Source organism: Phycicoccus sp. M110.8 (assembly GCF_032464895.1).
In the GTDB taxonomy this organism is placed as follows: domain Bacteria; phylum Actinomycetota; class Actinomycetes; order Actinomycetales; family Dermatophilaceae; genus Pedococcus.
Window position 1 is genome coordinate 1 of the sequence record NZ_JAWDIC010000004.1, and the last position, 19,891, is coordinate 19,891.

Annotated in this window: 14 protein-coding genes; 10 read left to right on the plus strand and 4 right to left on the minus strand. The window is 70.8% G+C overall.

Features of this window, described 5'->3' with window-relative positions; all coding sequences use genetic code 11:
* The first annotated feature begins 225 nt into the window (after positions 1 to 225).
* The 6 genes from dnaE (at position 226) to RKE38_RS15425 (ending at position 12,343) form a co-directional block, all read left to right on the plus strand.
* Positions 226 to 3,813: a DNA polymerase III subunit alpha gene (gene dnaE / locus RKE38_RS15400; RefSeq protein ID WP_316008353.1), complete on the plus strand. Its 3,588-nt coding sequence runs from the start codon at positions 226 to 228 to the stop codon at positions 3,811 to 3,813.
* Positions 3,814 to 3,850: 37 nt separating this feature from the next.
* Complete coding sequence (locus RKE38_RS15405; RefSeq protein WP_316008354.1) at positions 3,851 to 6,004, plus strand: S9 family peptidase; 2,154 nt, start codon at positions 3,851 to 3,853, stop codon at positions 6,002 to 6,004.
* A gap of 81 nt (positions 6,005 to 6,085) precedes the next feature.
* Positions 6,086 to 8,209 carry an ATP-binding SpoIIE family protein phosphatase gene (locus tag RKE38_RS15410; RefSeq protein ID WP_316008355.1) on the plus strand — a complete coding sequence of 708 codons (2,124 nt, stop codon included), beginning with the start codon at positions 6,086 to 6,088 and terminating at the stop codon, positions 8,207 to 8,209.
* 211 nt (positions 8,210 to 8,420) lie between these two features.
* On the plus strand, positions 8,421 to 8,564 hold the full coding sequence (locus RKE38_RS15415; RefSeq protein ID WP_316008356.1) for a hypothetical protein: 144 nt from the start codon (positions 8,421 to 8,423) through the stop codon (positions 8,562 to 8,564).
* 189 nt (positions 8,565 to 8,753) lie between these two features.
* On the plus strand, positions 8,754 to 11,402 hold the full coding sequence (locus tag RKE38_RS15420; RefSeq protein ID WP_316008357.1) for an ATP-binding protein: 2,649 nt from the start codon (positions 8,754 to 8,756) through the stop codon (positions 11,400 to 11,402).
* A gap of 98 nt (positions 11,403 to 11,500) precedes the next feature.
* On the plus strand, positions 11,501 to 12,343 hold the full coding sequence (locus RKE38_RS15425) for an SDR family oxidoreductase (RefSeq protein ID WP_316008358.1): 843 nt from the start codon (positions 11,501 to 11,503) through the stop codon (positions 12,341 to 12,343).
* 53 nt (positions 12,344 to 12,396) lie between these two features.
* Here RKE38_RS15425 and RKE38_RS15430 read toward each other — a convergent pair whose 3' ends face one another.
* Together RKE38_RS15430 and glnA are read right to left on the minus strand one after the other, a co-directional pair.
* Positions 12,397 to 12,672, minus strand: a complete 276-nt coding sequence (locus RKE38_RS15430; RefSeq protein ID WP_316008359.1) for a hypothetical protein — start codon at positions 12,670 to 12,672, stop codon at positions 12,397 to 12,399.
* A 194-nt stretch (positions 12,673 to 12,866) separates the two neighbouring features.
* Positions 12,867 to 14,291: a type I glutamate--ammonia ligase gene (gene glnA / locus RKE38_RS15435; protein ID WP_316008360.1), complete on the minus strand. Its 1,425-nt coding sequence runs from the start codon at positions 14,289 to 14,291 to the stop codon at positions 12,867 to 12,869.
* A 127-nt stretch (positions 14,292 to 14,418) separates the two neighbouring features.
* On the opposite strand from glnA, the gene RKE38_RS15440 reads away from it, so the two are divergent.
* Positions 14,419 to 14,895, plus strand: a complete 477-nt coding sequence (locus RKE38_RS15440) for an RDD family protein (protein WP_316008361.1) — start codon at positions 14,419 to 14,421, stop codon at positions 14,893 to 14,895.
* Positions 14,896 to 14,958: 63 nt separating this feature from the next.
* Here RKE38_RS15440 and RKE38_RS15445 read toward each other — a convergent pair whose 3' ends face one another.
* Positions 14,959 to 15,564, minus strand: a complete 606-nt coding sequence (locus tag RKE38_RS15445) for a PadR family transcriptional regulator (RefSeq protein WP_316008362.1) — start codon at positions 15,562 to 15,564, stop codon at positions 14,959 to 14,961.
* Positions 15,561 to 16,388, minus strand: a complete 828-nt coding sequence (locus RKE38_RS15450) for a DUF4097 family beta strand repeat-containing protein (RefSeq protein ID WP_316008363.1) — start codon at positions 16,386 to 16,388, stop codon at positions 15,561 to 15,563. Before RKE38_RS15450 ends, RKE38_RS15445 begins: the two co-directional genes overlap by 4 nt.
* A gap of 262 nt (positions 16,389 to 16,650) precedes the next feature.
* On the opposite strand from RKE38_RS15450, the gene RKE38_RS15455 reads away from it, so the two are divergent.
* From RKE38_RS15455 to RKE38_RS15465, 3 genes are read left to right on the plus strand one after another with little or no spacing between them, the layout of a single operon-like run.
* The gene (locus RKE38_RS15455; protein WP_316008364.1) at positions 16,651 to 17,952 is read left to right on the plus strand and encodes an ABC transporter substrate-binding protein; all 1,302 of its coding nucleotides are present in this window, start codon (positions 16,651 to 16,653) and stop codon (positions 17,950 to 17,952) included.
* Positions 17,953 to 17,958: 6 nt separating this feature from the next.
* On the plus strand, positions 17,959 to 18,918 hold the full coding sequence (locus RKE38_RS15460) for a sugar ABC transporter permease (RefSeq protein ID WP_316008365.1): 960 nt from the start codon (positions 17,959 to 17,961) through the stop codon (positions 18,916 to 18,918).
* A 7-nt stretch (positions 18,919 to 18,925) separates the two neighbouring features.
* The gene (locus RKE38_RS15465; protein WP_316008366.1) at positions 18,926 to 19,891 is read left to right on the plus strand and encodes a carbohydrate ABC transporter permease; all 966 of its coding nucleotides are present in this window, start codon (positions 18,926 to 18,928) and stop codon (positions 19,889 to 19,891) included.

A 19,891-nucleotide genomic window follows, 5' to 3' on the forward strand; every position in this document is an offset into this window, starting at 1 on the left:
AGTAGGACGCAGCCGAACATACTTTGTCAAAAGGGCCACCCCACACGGGTGGCCCTTTTGCATGTCCGCGGTCCGTCCGGGGCTGTGGGAGCGCCTCCACGAGGGCCCACCCGCAGCGTGCGACGGCCGCCGGCGCAGGGCGGACCGGGCGGTGGCGGACACCCGCCCACGACACGTCCGACGACACGCCGAAGACCGTCACCGCCCTGGCTTAGGATCGTCCCGATGTCCCCGCAGAACGCCTCCAGCACCGACTCGTTCGTCCACCTGCACGTGCACACCGAGTACTCGATGCTCGACGGTGCCGCCCGCATCGGCGACCTGTTCCACCGCGCCGCCGAGATGGGGATGCCGGCGCTGGCGACCACCGACCACGGGTACGTGTTCGGCGCGTACGAGTTCTGGAAGAAGGCCCAGGGGACGGGCGTCAAGCCGATCATCGGCGTCGAGGCGTACGTGACGCCCGGCACGCACCGCACCGACAAGACGCGCGTGCGGTGGGGCGAGGAGCACCAGGCCGGCGACGACGTGTCCGGCTCCGGCGCGTACACCCACATGATCCTGTTGGCGCGCAACAACAACGGGCTGCACAACCTGTTCCGGATGGACTCCATGGCGAGCCTGGACCAGGTCTACGCCAAGTGGCCGCGGGTCGACCGTGAGCTGCTCAGCCAGTACTCCGGCGGCCTCATCGGCACCACCGGCTGCCCCTCGGGCGAGATCCAGACGCGGCTACGGCTCGGGCAGTACCGCGAGGCGCTGCAGGCCGCGAGCGACATGCGCGACATCTTCGGCAAGGAGTTCTACTTCTGCGAGCTCATGGACCACGGGCTCGACATCGAGCGCCGGGTCCAGAAGGACCTGCTGCGCCTGGCCCGTGAGCTCGACCTGCCCCTGGTGGCGACCAACGACCTGCACTACACCAGCCCCGAGGACGCCAAGGCGCACTCGGCCCTGCTGTGCGTGCAGTCCGGCTCGACCCTCATGGACCCGAACCGGTTCAAGTTCGACGCCGACGACTTCTACCTCAAGAGCCCGGCCGAGATGCGCCACACCTGGCGCGAGCTGCCCGAGGCCTGCGACAACACGCTGCTCATCGCCGAGATGTGCGACATCTCGTTCACCGAGGGCGAGGGGCGGTTCATGCCGCGCTTCCCCTGCCCGCCCGGGGAGAACGAGGAGAGCTGGTTCGTCAAGGAGGTCGAGTCCGGCCTGCGCGAGCGGTTCCCCGGCGGCGTCCCCGAGTACGCGACGAAGCAGGCGGCCTTCGAGACCGAAGTCATCGTCTCGAAGGGGTATGCCGGCTACTTCCTCGTCGTCGCCGACTTCATCAACTGGGCCAAGCGCAACGGCATCCGCGTCGGTCCGGGGCGTGGCTCGGGTGCCGGCTCGATGTGCGCGTACGCCATGCGCATCACCGACCTCGACCCGATCCCGCACGGCCTGATCTTCGAGCGGTTCCTCAACCCCGAGCGCATGTCGATGCCCGACTTCGACGTCGACTTCGACGAGCGCCGGCGCGGTGAGGTCATCAAGTACGTCACCGAGAAGTACGGCGCCGAGCGGGTCGCGCAGATCGTCACGTACGGCACCATCAAGGCCAAGCAGGCCGTCAAGGACGCCGCCCGCGTCATGGGGCACCCGTTCTCGGTGGGGGAGCAGCTCACCAAGGCGATGCCGCCGGACGTCATGGGCAAGGGCGTCCCGCTCTCGGAGATCTACAACAAGGAGCACAAGCGCTACGGCGAGGGCGTCGAGTTCCGTGCCCTCGTCGACTCCGAGCCGCACCTGCAGGAGGTCGTCGACACCGCGAAGGGGCTCGAGGGACTGAAGCGGCAGTGGGGAGTCCACGCCGCCGGCGTCATCATGTCCAGCGAGCCGCTGATCGACGTCATCCCGATCATGCGCCGCCTGCAGGACGGGCAGGTCATCACCCAGTTCGACTACCCGAGCTGTGAGTCGCTCGGCCTGGTCAAGATGGACTTCCTCGGACTGCGCAACCTCACGATCCTCGACGACGCCATCGAGAACGTGAAGGCCAACCGCGGTGAGGACATCGACCTCGACGCCCTGTCCAAGGACACGACCGACAAGGCCACCTATCAGCTGCTCCAGCGCGGTGACACCCTCGGTGTCTTCCAGCTCGACGGCGGCGGCATGCGCACGCTGCTCAAGCTGATGCAGCCGGACAACTTCGAGGACATCTCCGCGGCCCTCGCGCTCTACCGGCCCGGGCCCATGGGCGTGAACGCCCACACCAACTTCGCGCTGCGCAAGAACGGCAAGCAGGCGCTCACGCCCCTCGACCCCCAGCTCGAGGGCAAGCTCCAGCAGGAGATGATCGACGCCCTCGGCCCGATCCTCGGCACGACCTACGGCCTGGTCATCTACCAGGAGCAGGTCATGGAGATCGCTCAGAAGCTCGCGGGCTACACCCTCGGCAACGCCGACCTGCTCCGCCGCGCCATGGGCAAGAAGAAGAAGGAGGTGCTCGACGCCGAGTACGTCCCCTTCTCCGAGGGCATGAAGGCCAAGGGGTTCAACGAGGCCTCCATCGCCGCCCTGTGGGGCGTCCTGGTCCCGTTCTCGGACTACGCCTTCAACAAGGCGCACACCGCGGCATACGGGCTGGTGTCGTACTGGACCGCCTACCTCAAGGCGAACTACCCGGCCGAGTACATGGCCGCGCTGCTCACCAGCGTCGGCGACGACAAGGACAAGTCCGCCCTCTACCTCGGCGAGTGCCGGCGCATGGGCATCAAGGTGCTGCCGCCCGACGTCAACGACTCGGTCGCGCGGTTCGCGGCCGTCGGCACCGACATCCGCTTCGGCATGCAGGCCATCCGCAACGTCGGCCACAACGTCGTCGAGGCGATCGTGCAGGCGCGCGAGGAGAAGGGCCGCTTCACCTCGTTCAAGGACTTCCTGTCCAAGTGCCCGGCCGTCGTGTGCAACAAGCGCACCATCGAGTCGCTCATCAAGGCGGGCGCGTTCGACGGGCTCGCCGAGACGCGGCAGGGGCTGCTGCGGGTGCACGAGGCGTACGTCGACAACTTCGTCGACATCAAGCGCCAGGAGGCCATCGGGCAGGACAGCCTGTTCGGCGGCTTCGGCGACGACGACTCGGGTGCCTCGGTCGACTTCTCGGTCCTGCCGCCCATCCCGGGTGTCGAGTGGGACAAGAAGACACTGCTCGGGTTCGAGCGCGAGATGCTCGGCCTCTACGTGTCGGACCACCCGCTGTTCGGCATCGAGCACGTGCTGTCCTCGCACGCCGACACCTCGATCGCCAGCCTGACGGGGGAGGACGGCAAGCCCGAGGGTGCGACCGTCACGATCGCCGGCCTCATCACCGGCCTGTCGGTCAAGCGCACCAAGAAGGGCGACCTCTGGGCGATCGTCACGGTCGAGGACCTCGAGGGCGCGATCGAGTGCCTGTTCTTCCCGTCCGCGTACGAGACGGTGCGGCACGCGCTCGTCCACGACGCCGTCGTGGTCGTCAAGGGCCGGGTCAACCGGCGCGACGACACCCCGTCGATCTACGCCTCCGACCTCACCCTGCCCGACATCTCCGAGGGTCCGCGGGGGCCGGTCGTCGTCACGATCGACACCAACCGGGCCACCCAGTCCAAGGTCGAGGAGCTCAAGGCGGTCCTGTCCTCGCACCCCGGCTCGACCGAGGTGCACGTCCGCCTGAGCCAACCCGGGCGGTCGGTGGTCATGCGGCTCGAGGACACCTACCGGGTCAACGCCACCGACGCGCTCTTCGGCGACCTCAAGGTGATCCTCGGGCCCCGCTGCCTCGCGGGGTGAGCCCACCCCGGCACGGGTGGTCTCCTAGGGTGGTCCCGTGAGTACCACCACCCCCGAGGCACCCCCCGCCGCGCGCCGGGAGAGCACCCGCGAGCACCACGGCGACGTCGTCGTCGACCCCTACGCCTGGCTCAGCGACAAGGACGACGCGCAGGTGCGCGCGCACCTCGAGGCCGAGAACGCCTATGCCGAGGCCATGACCTCCTCGCTCGAACCGCTGCGCGAGGCCATCTTCGAGGAGATCCGCTCGCGGACCCAGGAGACCGACCTGTCGGTGCCGGTCGCCAGCGGACCCTGGTGGTACTACTCGCGCAGCTTCGAGGGGTCGCAGTACTCGGTGGAGTGCCGCGCGCCCCGGGTGGAGGGGCAGCCGCGACCCTCGCTGGACGCCCGCGAGCCGGTGCCGGGCGAGCAGGTGCTCCTCGACGGCAACGCCGAGGCGAAGGGACACGACTTCTTCTCGCTGGGCGCGCTCACCGTGAGCCCGGACCACCGGCGACTGGCGTATGCCGTCGACACCGAGGGCGACGAGCGGTTCGCCCTGCGGGTCAAGGACCTGCAGACCGGTGCGGTGCTCGACGACGCCGTGTCGGGCATCGGGTACGGCGTGGTGTTCTCGCTCGACGGGCGGTTCGTCTTCTACCTGCGGGTCGACGAGCAGTGGCGGCCGCACCAGGTCTGGCGCCACGAGGTGGGCACCCCCACCGCCCAGGACGTCCTGGTCCTGCAGGAGGACGACGAGCGGTTCTGGATGGGCCTGGGCTCCTCCCGTGACGACCGCTGGCTGATGATCGGCCTGGGGTCCAAGACGACCTCCGAGGTGCACCTGCTCGACGCGGCGGACCCGCTCGGTCAGTTCCACGTCGTGGCACCGCGCCGGGACGGTGTCGAGTACGACGTGGAGCCCGCTGCCGACCGGCTGCTCATCGTCCACAACGCCGACTCGATCGACTCCGACCTGGCCTGGGCGCCCCTCGACGCGACCTCGGCAGACCAGTGGCGGCCGCTGATGCGCTCCGGCGAGGGCGAGCGCTTCCAGGGCGTGGAGGCGTTCGACGACGTCGCCGTGCTGTCGCTGCGGCGCAACGGGCTGACGGCCCTGCGGGTGCTCGACCGCGACCCGTCCAGCGAGACGGGCTTCGGCACCTGGCACGACATCGAGCTCGACGAGCCCGTGCACCACGTGTGGCTCGGTGACAACCCCCAGCCCGGGACCCGCACGCTGCAGGTGGGCTTCGAGTCGCTCGTGACCCCGAAGACGGTCTACGACTACGACGTCCGCACCCGCGAGCTGACCCTGCTCAAGCGGCAGCCCGTCCTCGGTGGCTACGACCCGTCGGCGTACGAGCAGCGCCGCGAGTGGGCCCTGGCGCCCGACGGCACCCGGGTGCCGATCTCGGTCGTGCACCGAGCCGGGGCGGTCCCGGACGGGTCGCACCCGGGTCTGGTCACGGCATACGGGTCCTATGAGCTGTCCTCGGACCCGTACTTCTCGGTGGCCCGCCTGTCCCTGCTCGAGCGCGGCTTCGTCTACGCCATCGCGCACGTCCGTGGCGGCGGTGAGATGGGTCGTGCCTGGTACGACGAGGGCAAGCTGGGGTCGAAGAAGAACACCTTCACCGACTTCGTGGCGTGTGCGCAGCACCTGGTCGACACCGGCTGGGTCGCGCCGGACCGCCTTGTCGCAGAAGGGGGTTCGGCTGGCGGCCTGCTCATCGGCGCGGCCGTCAACCTCGCGCCCGAGCTCTTCCGGGCGGTGCACGCGGCGGTGCCGTTCGTCGACGCCCTCACTACGATCCTCGACCCGAGCCTGCCGCTCACGGTCGTGGAGTGGGAGGAGTGGGGCAACCCGCTGCACGACCCCGAGGTGTACGCGTACATGAAGTCGTACTCCCCGTACGAGAACGTGCGGCGCGCGGCATACCCCGCGGTGCTCGCGACGACGTCCCTGAACGACACGCGGGTGTACTTCACCGAACCGGCGAAGTGGGTCGCCCGGCTGCGCGAGGAGACGACCAGCGACCCGGGGGAGCGGCCGGTGCTCCTGCGGACCGAGATGTCGGCCGGGCACGGCGGGAAGAGCGGCCGGTACGACAGCTGGCGGCAGGTGGCCTGGGAGTGGGCGTTCCTCGCCGACCAGGCCGGGGCCCGTGACCGCGTCGTGGACGCGCCGGCGCAAAATCGCGCGTAAGCAGCGTGTTTCGCGTGCCGGGTCCTACGCTGGGGGTGCGGTGCCGGATGGACGTCGACGTGGTCGTGGATGGGACTGTTCGTGAGTGAGGGATCGGCGTTCGCCGTGCGGAGCCTGGTGACCCGGCTGGACCGGGACCAGACCGTGCTGGGCGCCCGCGAGCAGTGGCCCGCCCGCCTGTCCGCCGCGTGGGACCTCGTCGTCGGCTGCCCGGTGCCGATGGCGCTGCTGTGCGGCCCGTCGTTCTCCCTGCTGTACAACGACGCGTTCGGCGAGCTGCTGGGGGACCGCCACCCGTCGGCCTTCGGGCGGGCGGCGGCCGACGTCGCCCCCGAGGTGTGGGGCGACCTGCTCGTCGGCCCCGAGTTCGAGGGCGTGCTGCGGGACGGGACCTCCTTCCTGCAGGAGGGTGCCCAGCTCGACCTGCCGTGGCGGTCCTCCGAACCGGGCACCGGCTACTTCATGCGCGCCGGCTCGCCCGTGCTCGACGAGGACGGGTCGGTGCTGGCCGTGCTCCACGTCGCGATCGAGACGACGTCGGCCATCGGGCGCGCGCGGGCCGTGGCCCGGCTCGCCACCTCGCTCGCCGTGGCCGTCACGGTCGACGACGTGTGCAAGGTGGTGCTGCGCCAGAGCATGGCCGCGTTCGACGCCCTCTCCGCGACGGTGTGCCTGCCCTCGCCCGGGCCCATGGGTTGGCGGATGGCGCGACGGCACCGCATCGAGAACCTGTCGCCGGACGAGGAGCGGCTCCCGCTCATCTGGTCCGAGGTGGGCGAGGACGTCCTGGAGCTCGTGCAGCGGACCGCCGAGGAGGGGGGCACCTACGTCAGCGAGCAGGGCGAGCACGTCGCGATCGCCCTGCCGGGCGGTGACATCGAGGCCGTGCTCACGTTGAGCCGCGAGTCGTCAGGGGTCCCGCAGGACGTGCTGGCAGTGGTGTCGCCGTTCCGCGAGCTCGTCGGGGAGGCTCTGCGCAGGGCGGTGGTCTACGACATGGAGCGGACGACCGCGGAGCTGCTGCAGCGGACGCTGCTGCCGCCGAACCTGCCCCAGCCGGACGAGGTGAGCATCGCGGCCCGGTACGAGCCCGTGTCCGAGGGCACCGTGGCCGGCGGCGACTTCTACGACTCGTTCTTCCTCCCCGACGGGCGGCTGGCGCTCGTCATCGGCGACGTGGCCGGGCGCGGGGTGATGGCGGCGACCGTCATGGGGCAGGTGCGCGCCGCGATCCGTGGCGCCGCCCTCACCGACTCACGGCCCGCGGCGGTGATGCAGGCACTGGACCGCGTCGTCACGGACCTCAACGCGCTGTGGCCGGCCTCGCTGCCGCTGGGGTCGAGCGGAGCCCGTCCCGGGCTGTCGTTCGGGGGCGAGCTCTTCGTGACGATGCTGTTCGGGACCATCGACCCGTCGACCGGTGACCTGGTGCTCGCGAGTGCGGGGCACCCCCTGCCGGCGCTGCTGTCGGGACGGCTGTCCCGGGCCGACGGACTGCCGCGGGCCCGGCTGCTGTCGATGCCGGTGGGACCGCCGCTGGGGATCGAGGGTGACCGGCCGGTGCACCGGCTGCGGCTCGACGTCGGCGACATCCTCCTGGGCTTCACCGACGGGCTCATCGAGCGCCGCGGGGAGGCGCTCGACGCCGGGGAGAGCAGGCTCCTGACCGTCCTGGGCGAGGTCCCGCCGGGCAGCCCGCGCAGCGTCGCGCAGCACGTCATCGACGCGATGATCGAGACGTCCGGGCAGGAGGACGACTGCGCCGTCCTCGCCGTCGGGCGGTCGCCGGCCGGGCACCGGCGGGCGTCCGTGGTCGTGCCCCCGCTGCCGGAGTCGGTCCGGGCGGCGCGCGACTGGGCGCGGGACAACCTCAGCTCGTGGGGAGTCAGCGAGGGCGACCAGCACACCGTCGTCACGGGGATCTCCGAGCTCATCACCAACTCGGTGCTGCACGCCGGCACCGAGTCGCACCTCAGCATGGACATGGAACCGGGCCTGCTCACGGTCACCGTCGCCGACAGCGGCAACCGCGGTGAGCCGCTCCTCACCGGCGGCGACCCGATGGCCGTGCGGGGCAGGGGGCTGTCGCTGGTGCGCGCGATCAGTGACGCCTTCGGCGCCCACCGCACGTCCGCGGGGACGACCGTGTGGTTCGAGGTGACGGTGGAGGCTGCCAGCATGCCGACGACGGTGCGCCTGGCATGAGGGGGCGACGCGGGTGAGCACCGGCGGCACGCACCGGGGGCCGGCCCGGCACACCGGTACGGGCGGGGGACAGGTCGCCCGAACGGTCGGCGACGGCGGACCAACGGAGGAGCCGGGAAGTTCCGACGTGCAGGCGGCGGCCTCCTGCGGGACCTTAGGAGACGCAGGCAGCGAACGACGTCGACCCCCTCGAAAGGACGGTCTGGTCCCCATGTGGCAGCGCATCCTCGACCGCATCGCCCCGGTGATGGAGGAGGACCTCTCCGAGCTCGACCGGCGTGACGGCGTCGGGGGTCCCGTCGCCGACCGACCTTCCGCGTCCGTCCCCGTGCACAGCGAGACCAGCCGCCGCTGACGACCCGCTGTACCCCGCGCCGGCGCACCAAGGGTCGGCGCACCGACGGTCGGCGCATCTACGGTCCGCGCATCCACGGTTCGCGCACCCGCACCCCGCCCCCGCCCCTCGGCCGGGGCTTTTTCCGTTGTTCGGGTCCGGTTCGGCCGGTTTGGGGGCGTCTGGCCCGAACGTGCGCAAGGATGAGTCATGCCACCGAGGCGCCCAGCCCTCGCGCGCGGGGCCCGTCTGTCCTCGACAGGCGTGCCGCGTCGCCCCGCCTCGCCCGGCAACCGTGCTCCCCTGCGAGGGAACTGGCTGCTCGCCCTGCTGCTGGTGCTGGTCGGTGTCGCGGTGCTGGGAAGTGTCGCCGTCCGTTTCGCCCCCGCCGGGTCGTCCGTGGCGGTCTGGTGGCCGGCCGCCGGTCTGACGGCCGCCTTCCTGCTCGCCACGGGGCCTGACCGTCGCCGCGCCGGCCTGGTCGTGCTGGGCGTGCTCGTCGCCACCGCCCTCGCCAACTGGTACGGCGGCCGACTCCCCGTGGCAGCCGCCTGTTTCGGCGTCGCGAACGCGGCCGAGGCCGCAGTCTTCTGGGCGTTGATGGCGGGCAGTGGCCGGCGACCGCGGCTCGCGGCGCTGGAGGACCTCGGCCGCCTGCTGCTCGCGACCGTGGCGGGCGCGGTCACCTTCGGTGTCCTGGCGGGCGCAGCCGTCGAGCTGACGTTGGCAGGGACGTTCCTGCCGACGGCATACGCCGTGGCGGCCTCGCACGCGGCCGCGGTGCTGGTCATCGCGCCGCTCGGGGTGGTCGTGCGCTCGCGACGCAGCCAGCCGCTGCGCACGGAGGACGCGCTGCAGTGGGTGGTCCTGCTCGGCGTCACGGTCGCCATCTTCGGAACGAGTCGCGCGGTGCCGCTGGCGTTCCTCCCGCTCCCCGTGCTGGTGTGGGGCGCCACCCGGCTGCACCTGCGCACCGTGGCCGCCCAGCTGCTCGTCGTGAGCGTGCTCGTCATCGTGCTCACGAACCGCGGGGAGGGGCCGTTCGCGACGGCGGCCCGCCAGAGCGGGTACCAGCCCGAGACGGTCGGTGCCCTCACGCAGGCGTTCCTGGTGACGGCCGCGGTCACGACGCTGGCCCTGGCCGTCTCCACCGTGCAGCGCAGGTCGGCCGTGGAGGCCCTGCGGAGAGAGGCGCAGTTCGCGTCCGTGGTCATCGACAGCGTCACCAGCTCGATCGTGGTGGTGGGGCCGGACGGGCGGGTGGAGCGGGTGAACTCCATGGCCGCGCGGTACCTGGGGCGCCCCGAGGGTGGGGTCGTGGGGCTCCCGGTCGACGAGGTGTTCCCGGTGGAGGCGCGGAGCAGCTCGGCCCTCCCGGGTGGCGAGGCCGGTGACGCGGGCCCCCGCGAACAGGACTGGGACGTCGAGGGCCTCGGGGTGCGCCGGATGGTGTGGTCCACGGGCTTCCTCACCGACGAGGCCGGCAGGCGCACGCACGAGGTGCGCACCGGCACCGACGTCACCGAGGAGCTCGCCTCACGGTTGTTCCTCGAGACCGTGCTCGACTCGGCTGCCGTCACGGCCATCATCGGCACCGACCGGGAGGGCGTGATCACCCTCTTCAACGCCGGGGCGACGAACCTGCTCGGCCGTGGCGCGGAGGACGTGGTCGGGAAGCTCAACTGGGTCGAGCTGCACGACCCGGCGGAGATCGAGGAGGCGGCGCGGCAGCAGGGCGTCGAACCCGGCCCCGAGGTCATCGTGCACGAGGTGCTGCGCACGGGGGAGAGCCGCAACCGCGACTGGACCTGGGTGACCAGCGACGGGCGACGCATCGTCGTGGACCACACCACGAGCCGGATCGTCGACCCCTCAGGCCGGGTCACCGGGTTCCTCACCGTGGCGGAGGACGTCACCCTGCGCCGCGAGGCGGACCTGGCCACCGCACAGGCGCTCGCGCGGGAGCGGCAGGCGGTGGAGGAGCTGACCGCCCTCGACCGCACCAAGACCGACTTCCTCTCCGCGGTCAGCCACGAGCTGCGCACACCGTTGGCGAGCGTGCTCGGCTACACCGAGCTGCTCGAGGACGACGGCGCGGGCCCGCTGTCGCCACGCCAGCGGGAGGTCGTCTCGAGGATCGACCGCAACGGTCGGCGGCTGCTGGCCCTCATCGAGGACCTGCTCGTCAACTCACGCATCGAGGCAGGCCAGCTCGACCTCGCGCGCGTGCCGTGCGACCTCGCGGCCGTGGTGGAGACCGTGTGGGAGGCGGCGGTCACCCAGGCGCAGCACCGCGCCCTCGACCTGCGGCTCGACCTGCCCGAGGAGCCCGTCGTCGTCGAGGGCGACCCTGGAGGGCTCGAGCGGGTGGTCACCAACCTGCTCTCGAACGCCGTCAAGTTCACCCCTGACGGTGGCCGGGTCGAGGTCACCCTGTCGACCGAGGCGCAGCCGGAGGCCGCTGGGTCGCACGGCGGTGAGCGGCACAGCGGTGAGCGGCACGGCGGTGAGCCGCACGGCGGTGAGCCGCACGGAGGTGGCCCGCACGGAGGCGACCCGGGCCGCGGGCCGGGCCGCGGGCCGGGCCGCGACGCCGCCGTCGCGATGGCGCGGATCACCGTGCGGGACACCGGGATCGGCATCCCCTCGACCGACCGTGGGCAGGTGTTCCGCCGGTTCTACCGCTCCGCGGCCGCGACCGACCGGGCGGTCCCCGGAGCCGGCCTGGGCCTGTCCATCGTCAAGGCCGTCGTCGACGGCCTCGGCGGCACCGTCGACGTGGAGTCGCAGGAGGGCGTGGGGTCGTCGTTCACGGTGCGGCTGCCGCTGGCGCGGTCCACAGCCCGAGCCGCGGACTGACGGTCGCCCCGCCGGCTGCGTCGGTGCCGCGTCCTCGTGCTGGCGGTCCGACCCCGCGTCCCCGGGCCGGGACACGCACGCAGGTCTACGATTCCGGCATGACCCGTCGAGCGGATGTCGCCCTCGTCACCGGCACCTCCAGCGGGATGGGGCTGCACACCGCCGTGGGACTCGCCCGCGCCGGACTCACCGTGGTGGCGACGATGCGGGACACGACCAGGGACGCCGACCTGCGCCGCGCCGCCGACGAGGCCGGGGTCGAGCTCGACGTGCGCGCTCTCGACGTCACAGACGCCCAGCAGGCCAGAGAGGCGGTCGCCGGCGTGCTCGCCGACCACGGCGGCATCGACGTCCTCGTCAACAACGCCGGCCGGGGGGCGGTGGCCACGCTCGAGCAGCTCACCGACGAGCAGCTCCAGGCCCAGCTCGACGTCAACTACCTCGGTGTCGCTCGGATGACGCGGCTCGTGCTGCCCGGCCTGCGGGCCGCCGGGCGCGGGCGCGTGGTCACGGTCACCAGCGTCGGGGGAGCGGTCGGCCAGCCGTTCGCGGACGCCTACTGCGGCGCCAAGTTCGCCGTCGAGGGGCTCATGCAGTCGCTTGCGCCGGTCGCCGCCTCCTTCGGCGTCGTCGTCAGCGTCGTGGAGCCCGGGGCGGTGGCGAGCGAGTTCACCGCCAACGTCCACCGGGCCGACGCGGACGCCGACGCCAGCGACCCGTATGCCGGGTTGCTCGCGGCATACCTGCGGCGCACGGCCGGCGCCTTCGACAACGCGCAGACCTCGCAGCAGGCGGCCGAGGTGATCGTGGAGGCGGCCACGACCGACCAGCCGAGGTTCCGGTGGCAGACCTCCGCGCAGGCGGAGCAGTTCGTGGGTCTCTCGCTCGCCGACCTCGACGGCTCCCGGGTGGTCGGGACGACTTCGACCTGGATCGCCTGAGCGCCATCACGATCCGGCCACCCTGGCGGGGGGTCCGCCACGTACCGGCCCCCCTACTGTTCGCCGTCCAGCTCGTCGGGGTCGCCTCCGGCGCCGAGAGTGTCCTCGAGCAGGCTGCTGCGGGAGTCGTTGCCGCCGCCGACGCCGTCCGCCCCGGCGGACACGTCGTCACCCTCGGCAAGGTCCGCCTCGGGTCCGGCACCCGTGTTCGCGCCGTCGTCGGCGCGATCCGCGTGAGCCTCGCGCTCCACATCGCCTGCGGGCGAGGTGCCGTCTCGCAGCTCGTCGTCCCGACCGGTCGGCGTCGTGTCCGCTGGGATCTCGCTCATGGCACTGCTCCTTGATAGACGTACACGACACGACCTTGTGCCGTGCCTCATTCCTATGCCTCACATGCCGCGGTCGCCAGCCCGGCTCGGCGCGGGGATGCGTCGGGACGCGCGCGAGCCCCGGCGGGGCGATCTGGGACCCCCGGCCGGGGCTCGGCAACACTGACGGTCAGGTCCCGTGAGGGACCCTCATGTCAGATGTCGTAGTACATCTCGAACTCGTGCGGGTGCGGGCGGAACCGGATCGGGTCGACCTCGTTCTTGCGCTTCCACTCGATCCAGGTCTCGATGAGGTCCTTGGTGAAGACGTCGCCCTCGAGCAGGAACTCGTGGTCGGCCTCCAGTGCGTCGAGCACCTCGGGCAGCGAGCCGGGGACCTGCTCGATGGCCTCGTGCTCCTCCGGCGGCAGCTCGTAGAGGTCCTTGTCGACCGGCTCCGGCGGCTCGATGCGGTTCTTGATGCCGTCGAGGCCGGCCATGAGCATCGCCGAGAACGCCAGGTAGGGGTTCGCCGACGGGTCGGGCACGCGGAACTCGATGCGCTTGGCCTTCGGGCTGTCACCGGTGATCGGGATGCGCACGCACGCCGAGCGGTTGCGGGCCGAGTAGACCAGGTTGACCGGGGCCTCGTAGCCGGGCACCAGGCGGTGGTAGGAGTTCACCGTCGGGTTGGTGAAGGCGAGCACCGCGGGGGCGTGCTTGAGCAGGCCGCCGATGTACCAGCGCGCGAGGTCCGACAGGCCGCCGTAGCCGCGCTCGTCGTAGAACAGCGGCTCGCCGTCCTTCCACAGCGACTGGTGGCTGTGCATGCCGGAGCCGTTGTCACCGAACAGCGGCTTGGGCATGAAGGTGACGGTCTTGCCGCCCTCCCAGGCCACGTTCTTGATGATGTACTTGAACTTCAGCACGTCGTCCGCGGCCTGCTTCAGGGTGTTGAAGCGGTAGTTGATCTCCTGCTGGCCCGCGGTGCCGACCTCGTGGTGGGCGCGCTCGACGGACAGCCCGGCAGCGCCCAGCGCCAGCGACATCTCGTCGCGCAGGTCGGCGAAGTGGTCGACCGGGGGGACGGGGAAGTAGCCACCCTTGTAGCGGGTCTTGTACCCCTTGTTGCCGCCCTCCTCCTCACGACCGGTGTTCCAGGCCGCCTCGACCGAGTCGATGAAGTAGTAGCCGGCGTTCTGCTTGGTCTCGAAGCGCACGTCGTCGAAGACGTAGAACTCGGCCTCGGCGCCGAAGTACGCGGTGTCGGCGATGCCGGTCGACTTCAGGTAGGCCTCGGCCTTGGCCGCGATGTTGCGCGGGTCCCGGGAGTACTCCTCGTTCGTGAACGGGTCCACGATGGAGAAGTTGAGGATGAGCGTCTTCTCCTTCCGGAACGGGTCGAGGTAGGCGCTCGTCGGGTCCGGGATGAGCTTCATGTCGGACTCGTGGATGGCCTGGAACCCGCGGATCGAGGACCCGTCGAACATCTGGCCGTTCTTCATGAAGTCCGCGTCCACGGTCTCGGCCGGCACGTTGAAGTGCTGCATGACGCCGGGCAGGTCGCAGAACCGCACATCGACGAACTTGACGTCCTCGTCCTTGATGAACTTCAGGACCTCGTCAGCGTTGCTGAACAATAGGGGCCTCCTGGTGGTGGTCCGGGCACACGTGCCCGTTGGGGTCGCCACCGACCCTAGCGGGGCAGCATTGCCCGGGCATGACCCGCATGTTTCGCCGGTGTTACGCCGTGAGAGGCTGGTTTCCGTGGTCGACCGCAAGGACATCGGCTCCTGGCTCGAGGGGCCGGGCGCACGGTCCGGCGAGCCGTCGGCGCATCCCGGTGAGCGCCTGGGTATGCCGGCCGGCGGCGCCGGTTCCGTGGGTCGCTTCGGCCGTCGCCTCATCGGCGTCCTCGTCGACTGGGCCGTCTGCCAGCTCATTGCCAGCGCGCTGTTCCACGTCCCGCTGCCGTTCCGCGGCGTGGCCACCGGGTCGGACTCGTTCGTGCTGCTGGCCGTCTTCGCCGTGGAGAACCTCCTGCTCGTCGGCACCCTGGGCAGCACCCTCGGCCACCGGCTGGTGGGGCTGCGGGTGGTGTCGCTCGACGGACGGCCCGCCCGGCCGTTCCAGGTGCTCGTGCGCACCGTCCTGCTGTGCCTCTTCCTCCCGGCGATGTTCTGGGACAAGGACGGCCGCGGCCTGCACGACAAGGCCGCCGGCACCGTCATCGTCCGCACCTGACCCGGCACCACGGCATACCCCTGACCCCGGCGGCTCACGCCCCGCCACCGCGCAGACCTGGCGTCAGCGCCGGACGAGGACCGCGCGGATCCGTTCGGACGCCTCGCCGAGGATGGCCACGATCTCCCGGCTCTGCTCCGCGGTCACCCCGTGCCGCTTCCAGGCCTCCCGCGCGTCCCGGCGCAGCTGCTGCACTGCCTTCTCCAGGTCACCGAAGGCCTGGGCGTCACTGGTGGTCCAGCTGCTCCAGGCGTCGCCACCCCCGGCCGGGGTGGCCGTGCGCCTCGCCTCCCGGGCCGCAGCCCTGAGCTCGGCGCGCAGGTCGCTGGTCTCGCCGCGCACCCGTGAGCGCACCTCTTGCGCGAGCTGGCGCACGGAGTCGTCGAGGTCGACCTGGAGGTGGGCGAGGTCGTCCTGGCGGGCGCGGACCTCGGCGCGACCCGCGTCGGTGATGCGGTAGACGGCTTTGCGTCCCTCGTCGCTGCGCTCGACGAGGCCTTCCTCCTCGAGCTTGGCCAGGCGCGGGTACACCGTGCCGGCGCTGGGGGAGTAGAGGCCGTTGAACCGCTGCTCGAGGTCCTGGATCACCTCGTAGCCGTGCCGCGGCCCGTCGTCGAGGAGGGCGAGCAGGTACAGGCGCAGCTGGCCGTGCGCGAAGACGGGGCTCACGCCGGTGCCCCGTCCCCGGCCGTGGCGGCCTGGAGCACGACCACGTTCCCGGACACGGCGCTGGCGTCGAGCCGCAGGCCGCGCCCGCCGGAGGTGAGTCGCTGACCGCTGTCCCAGCGGTGCACCTTCTGTCCGTCGATGACCACCTGCCCGGTGGCCGTGCTGGCCTTGACGTCGTACCCGTCATGCGGCGCGCGCACCGTGACATCGCCGGAGACCGAGTGCGACGCGATCCGCGACGCGGGGTTGGACAGGTCGAGCGTGACGTCCCCGCTGACGGTGTTGATGTCGACCTCGGGCAGGTCGCTGGCCTGGGCGGTGACCGCTCCCGAGACGCTGTTGACGCGCAGCGGTCCGCGAAGTTGGCCGCACTCGACCTCACCGGAGACGGTGTTGACGTCAACGGCGCCGGCGATGTCGTCGAGGGTGATCGTCCCCGAGACGGTGTTGACCCGGGCGGGGGAGCGCAGCCCGGCGAGCAGCCCGCTCGCGCTCACCGTGCCGACGGTCGCCCTGGCGTCCTCGGGCACCGAGATGCTGAGCGTCACCCGGTTGCGATCCGGGAGGGTGACCCACTGCCGGAGCTTGCCCAGCACGCCCTCGCCCTCGGAGCCATGCGTGATCTTCAGCAGGGTGCCGTCCCAGGTCACCCTCAGGGGCGTGCCCTCGATGGCGGACACCTCGACCCGGGCCGTCGGGGAGTCGCTGTGGGTGACCACGTCCACGTGGCCTCCGACGACCCCCACCTTGAGCTCGCGTACCCGCTCACCGTCGCCACCGATGTCGAGCACCCGCGGGTTCTCGACCAGCCATTCCTGCGCCATCGTCCGATCCTTCCTTTGACCAATCGCGTTATATCGCGTCGTAAACACGTTATATCGCGTATGCCGCCAACCGCAAGTCCCGAGCTCGGGGCGGCCCCCGGGCGGTCCGCGGCGTCGGCCCGGGGGATGTAAGCGCTGACAAGGTCACGAACAGGTCACGAAATGGGATCGCTCCCACGCACACTCTTGACCGCCGCACCCGGCATACGGCTCCATTCTCGGGAGCGCTCCCAGAGAGGGGGCCCGACGGAAAGGTGCAACGGTGCACATCCCCTCGCGCAGGCTGATCGGGTCAGCCGCACTTCTCGCAACGGTCGCCCTCTCCACCGCCGCGTGCGGTGGCAACGACGGGGGCGCCGGCTCCGCCGGCAAGGAGAAGATCACCCTCCGGGTGAGCACCTTCGGCAAGTTCGGCTACACCGACCTCTACAAGCAGTACATGAAGGACCACCCCAACGTGACCGTCGTCGAGACGGCAGAGGGTGACCTCGGCAAGTACAACACCCAGCTGATCCAGCGGATCGCGGCCGGCTCCGGCGCAGGGGACGTCGTCGCCCTCGAGGAGGGCCAGATCGTCAACTTCGTGCAGAGCGCGGACAAGTTCGTCAACCTGCAGGACTACGGCAGCAACGACCTCAAGGGCAACTTCCTCCCGTGGAAGTACGCCAACGCGACCACGGCCGACGGCAAGACCACGATCGGCCTCGGCACCGACGTCGGCGGCCTGGCCATGTGCTACCGCCGTGACCTGTTCCAGAAGGCGGGGCTGCCGACCGACCGCACCGAGGTGGCCAAGCTCTGGCCGACGTGGGACGACTACATCGCCACCGGCAAGCGCTACGAGGCCGGGATCAAGGACCCCAAGTCGCACTTCGTCGACAGCGCCACCAACACCTACAACTCGATCCTCATGCAGTCCTCCGACCACACCTACTTCGACCGCGACGAGAAGCTCGTCATCGACTCGAACCCCGGTGTGAAGGCGGCCTGGGACGAGAGCCTGAAGATGGTCGACTCGGGCCTGTCGGCCAAGCTCAAGTCGTTCTCCCCGGAGTGGAACGCCGGGTTCAAGAGCGGGTCGTTCGCGACGCTCGCCTGCCCCGCCTGGATGACCGGCTACATCAAGGACCAGGCCGGTGCCGAGAACAGCGGCAAGTGGGACATCACCACCGTCCCCGGCGGTGGCGGCAACTGGGGTGGCTCCTGGCTCGGCGTCCCGAAGCAGAGCAAGCACCAGAAGGAGGCCGTCGACCTCGCCAAGTTCCTCACGAGCGGGTCCAGCCAGCTCGCCGCCTTCAAGGCGGTCGGCAACCTGCCCTCGAACCCGACGCTGTACACCGACCCGGCCCTGAAGGACGCGACGAACGAGTACTTCAACAACGCGCCCGTGGGTGAGCTCTTCGTGGCCGGTGCGGCCAACCTCAAGCCGGTCTTCCTCGGCGCGAAGAACCAGCCCGTGCGCGACGCGGTCGAGAACGCCATGCGCAGCGTCGAGGGCGGCCAGCGCAGTGCCGCGGACGGCTGGAAGGAAGCCGTGTCGGCCGCCGAGAAGGCCGCGAAGTAGCCCTCCGTGACCTCGACGACTGCAGCACCCACGGCGCCACCGGGCACGGACCCGGCCCGGTGGCGCCGCTGGGCGCGTCGCGCCGACGCCGGACTGACGCCCTACGCGATGGTGTCGCCGTTCTTCATCCTGTTCGCGGTCTTCGGCCTCTTCCCGCTGCTCTACACGGCATGGGTGAGCACCCACGACTGGAGCCTGCTGGCGGGGGACCAGGGCTGGGTGGGCCTGGGCAACTACGCCGAGCTCCTGCAGGACTCGGACTTCTGGAACGCCATGCTCAACACCTTCGCGATGTTCGTCATCGCGACGGTGCCGCAGCTGGTGCTGGCCATGGTCCTGGCCCAGATGCTGAACTCGCGGCTGCGGGCGGCGACGTTATGGCGGATGGGGATCCTGCTGCCCAACGTCACGTCGGTGGCCGCCGTCGGGATCATCTTCACGCTGATGTTCAGCCGTGACTTCGGCCTGTTCAACTGGCTGCTCGGGCACGTCGGCGTCGACCCCATCGCCTGGCAGGACCACCGCTGGTCGAGCTGGATCGCGATCTCCACGATGGTCGACTGGCGCTGGACCGGCTACAACGCCCTGATCCTGCTCGCTGCGCTGCAGTCGGTGCCCACCGAGATCTACGAGGCGGCGCGCATCGACGGGGCGAACGGCTGGCGCACGTTCTGGTCGATCACCGTGCCGATGCTGCGACCGACCCTCATCTTCGTCACGATCGTCGCCACCATCGGCGGGACCCAGCTGTTCACCGAGCCCCTGCTCTTCAACCCCGGGGCGAACTCGATCAACGGCGGCACGACCGGCCAGTTCCAGACCGCCGCGATGTACCTCGTGCAGAACGCCTTCACCGGCCAGCGCTTCGGGTACGCCGCGACGATCGCGTGGGTGCTGTTCCTGTTCATCGCCGCCTTCTCGGCAGTCAACGTGCTGCTGCTGCGACGCATCCGGTCGGCGGAGTGAGGACACCATGACCCAGACCCAGGTCCCCGCCGTGGTGCCCGCCGCGAGCGGAACCGAGCCCACGGCACACCAGGCCCGCGCAGGCCTGCGGCGCCGCAGGGGCCTGCGCCCGCCGAGGTCTCTCGGCGCTGCCGCCTCGCGCAGCACCGGTGCGACGCCGGCGAGCCGGCTCGTCTACCTCTGCCTCGCGGTGTCGGTGCTGCTGTCGGCCGGGCCGCTCTACTACATGGTCGTCATGGCGTCGCGGCCCAACAGCGACATCTCCTCGATCCCGCCGCCGCTGACGCCGGGCGGCGAGCTCGGCACCAACATCTCGCGCGTCTTCGCCAACCAGGACGTGCTGTTCGGCCGAGCCATGCTCAACTCGTTGCTGGTGGCCGGTGCCGCGACCGTGTCGGTCGTCGTGCTGTCCTCGCTCGCCGGGTTCGCGTTCGCCAAGCTGCAGTTCCGGGGCCGGAACGCGCTGCTGCTCGTCGTCGTGGCGACGATGATGGTGCCGGTCCAGCTCGGCCTGGTCCCGCTCTACATGCTCATGTCGAAGCTCGGCCTCGCCGGGACACTGTGGTCTGCGCTGCTGCCGTTCCTCGTCAGCGGGTTCGGCGTGTTCATGATGCGGCAGTACGCCGCCCAGTCGATCCCCACCGAGCTCATCGAGGCGGCGCGGGTCGACGGCGCGTCGACGACGCGGATCTTCTTCTCCGTCGTCTTCCCGGTGCTGCGACCTGCGGCCGCGGTGCTCGGCCTGCTGACGTTCATGGAGCGGTGGAACGACTTCCTGTGGCCCTACCTGACCCTCGACGCGGACCACCCCACGGTGCAGGTGGCGCTCTCGCGGCTCTCGGGTGGCTACTACACCGACCAGGCGCTCGTCATGGCCGGGACCCTGCTGGGGACCCTGCCGCTCGTCGTGGTCTTCATCGTTTTCGGCCGCCAGATCATCGGCGGCATCATGCAGGGCGGAGTCAAAGGATGA

What these genes read in the sequence shown, in the direction of transcription:
- dnaE (WP_316008353.1), top strand. Translation starts at nt 226, where the DNA reads ATGTCCCCGCAGAACGCCTCCAGCACCGACTCGTTCGTCCACCTGCAC.
- RKE38_RS15415 (WP_316008356.1), top strand. Translation starts at nt 8,421, where the DNA reads ATGTGGCAGCGCATCCTCGACCGCATCGCCCCGGTGATGGAGGAGGAC.
- RKE38_RS15420 (WP_316008357.1), top strand. Translation starts at nt 8,754, where the DNA reads ATGCCACCGAGGCGCCCAGCCCTCGCGCGCGGGGCCCGTCTGTCCTCG.
- RKE38_RS15425 (WP_316008358.1), top strand. Translation starts at nt 11,501, where the DNA reads ATGACCCGTCGAGCGGATGTCGCCCTCGTCACCGGCACCTCCAGCGGG.
- RKE38_RS15430 (WP_316008359.1), bottom strand. Translation starts at nt 12,672, where the DNA reads ATGAGCGAGATCCCAGCGGACACGACGCCGACCGGTCGGGACGACGAG.
- RKE38_RS15450 (WP_316008363.1), bottom strand. Translation starts at nt 16,388, where the DNA reads ATGGCGCAGGAATGGCTGGTCGAGAACCCGCGGGTGCTCGACATCGGT.
- RKE38_RS15465 (WP_316008366.1), top strand. Translation starts at nt 18,926, where the DNA reads ATGACCCAGACCCAGGTCCCCGCCGTGGTGCCCGCCGCGAGCGGAACC.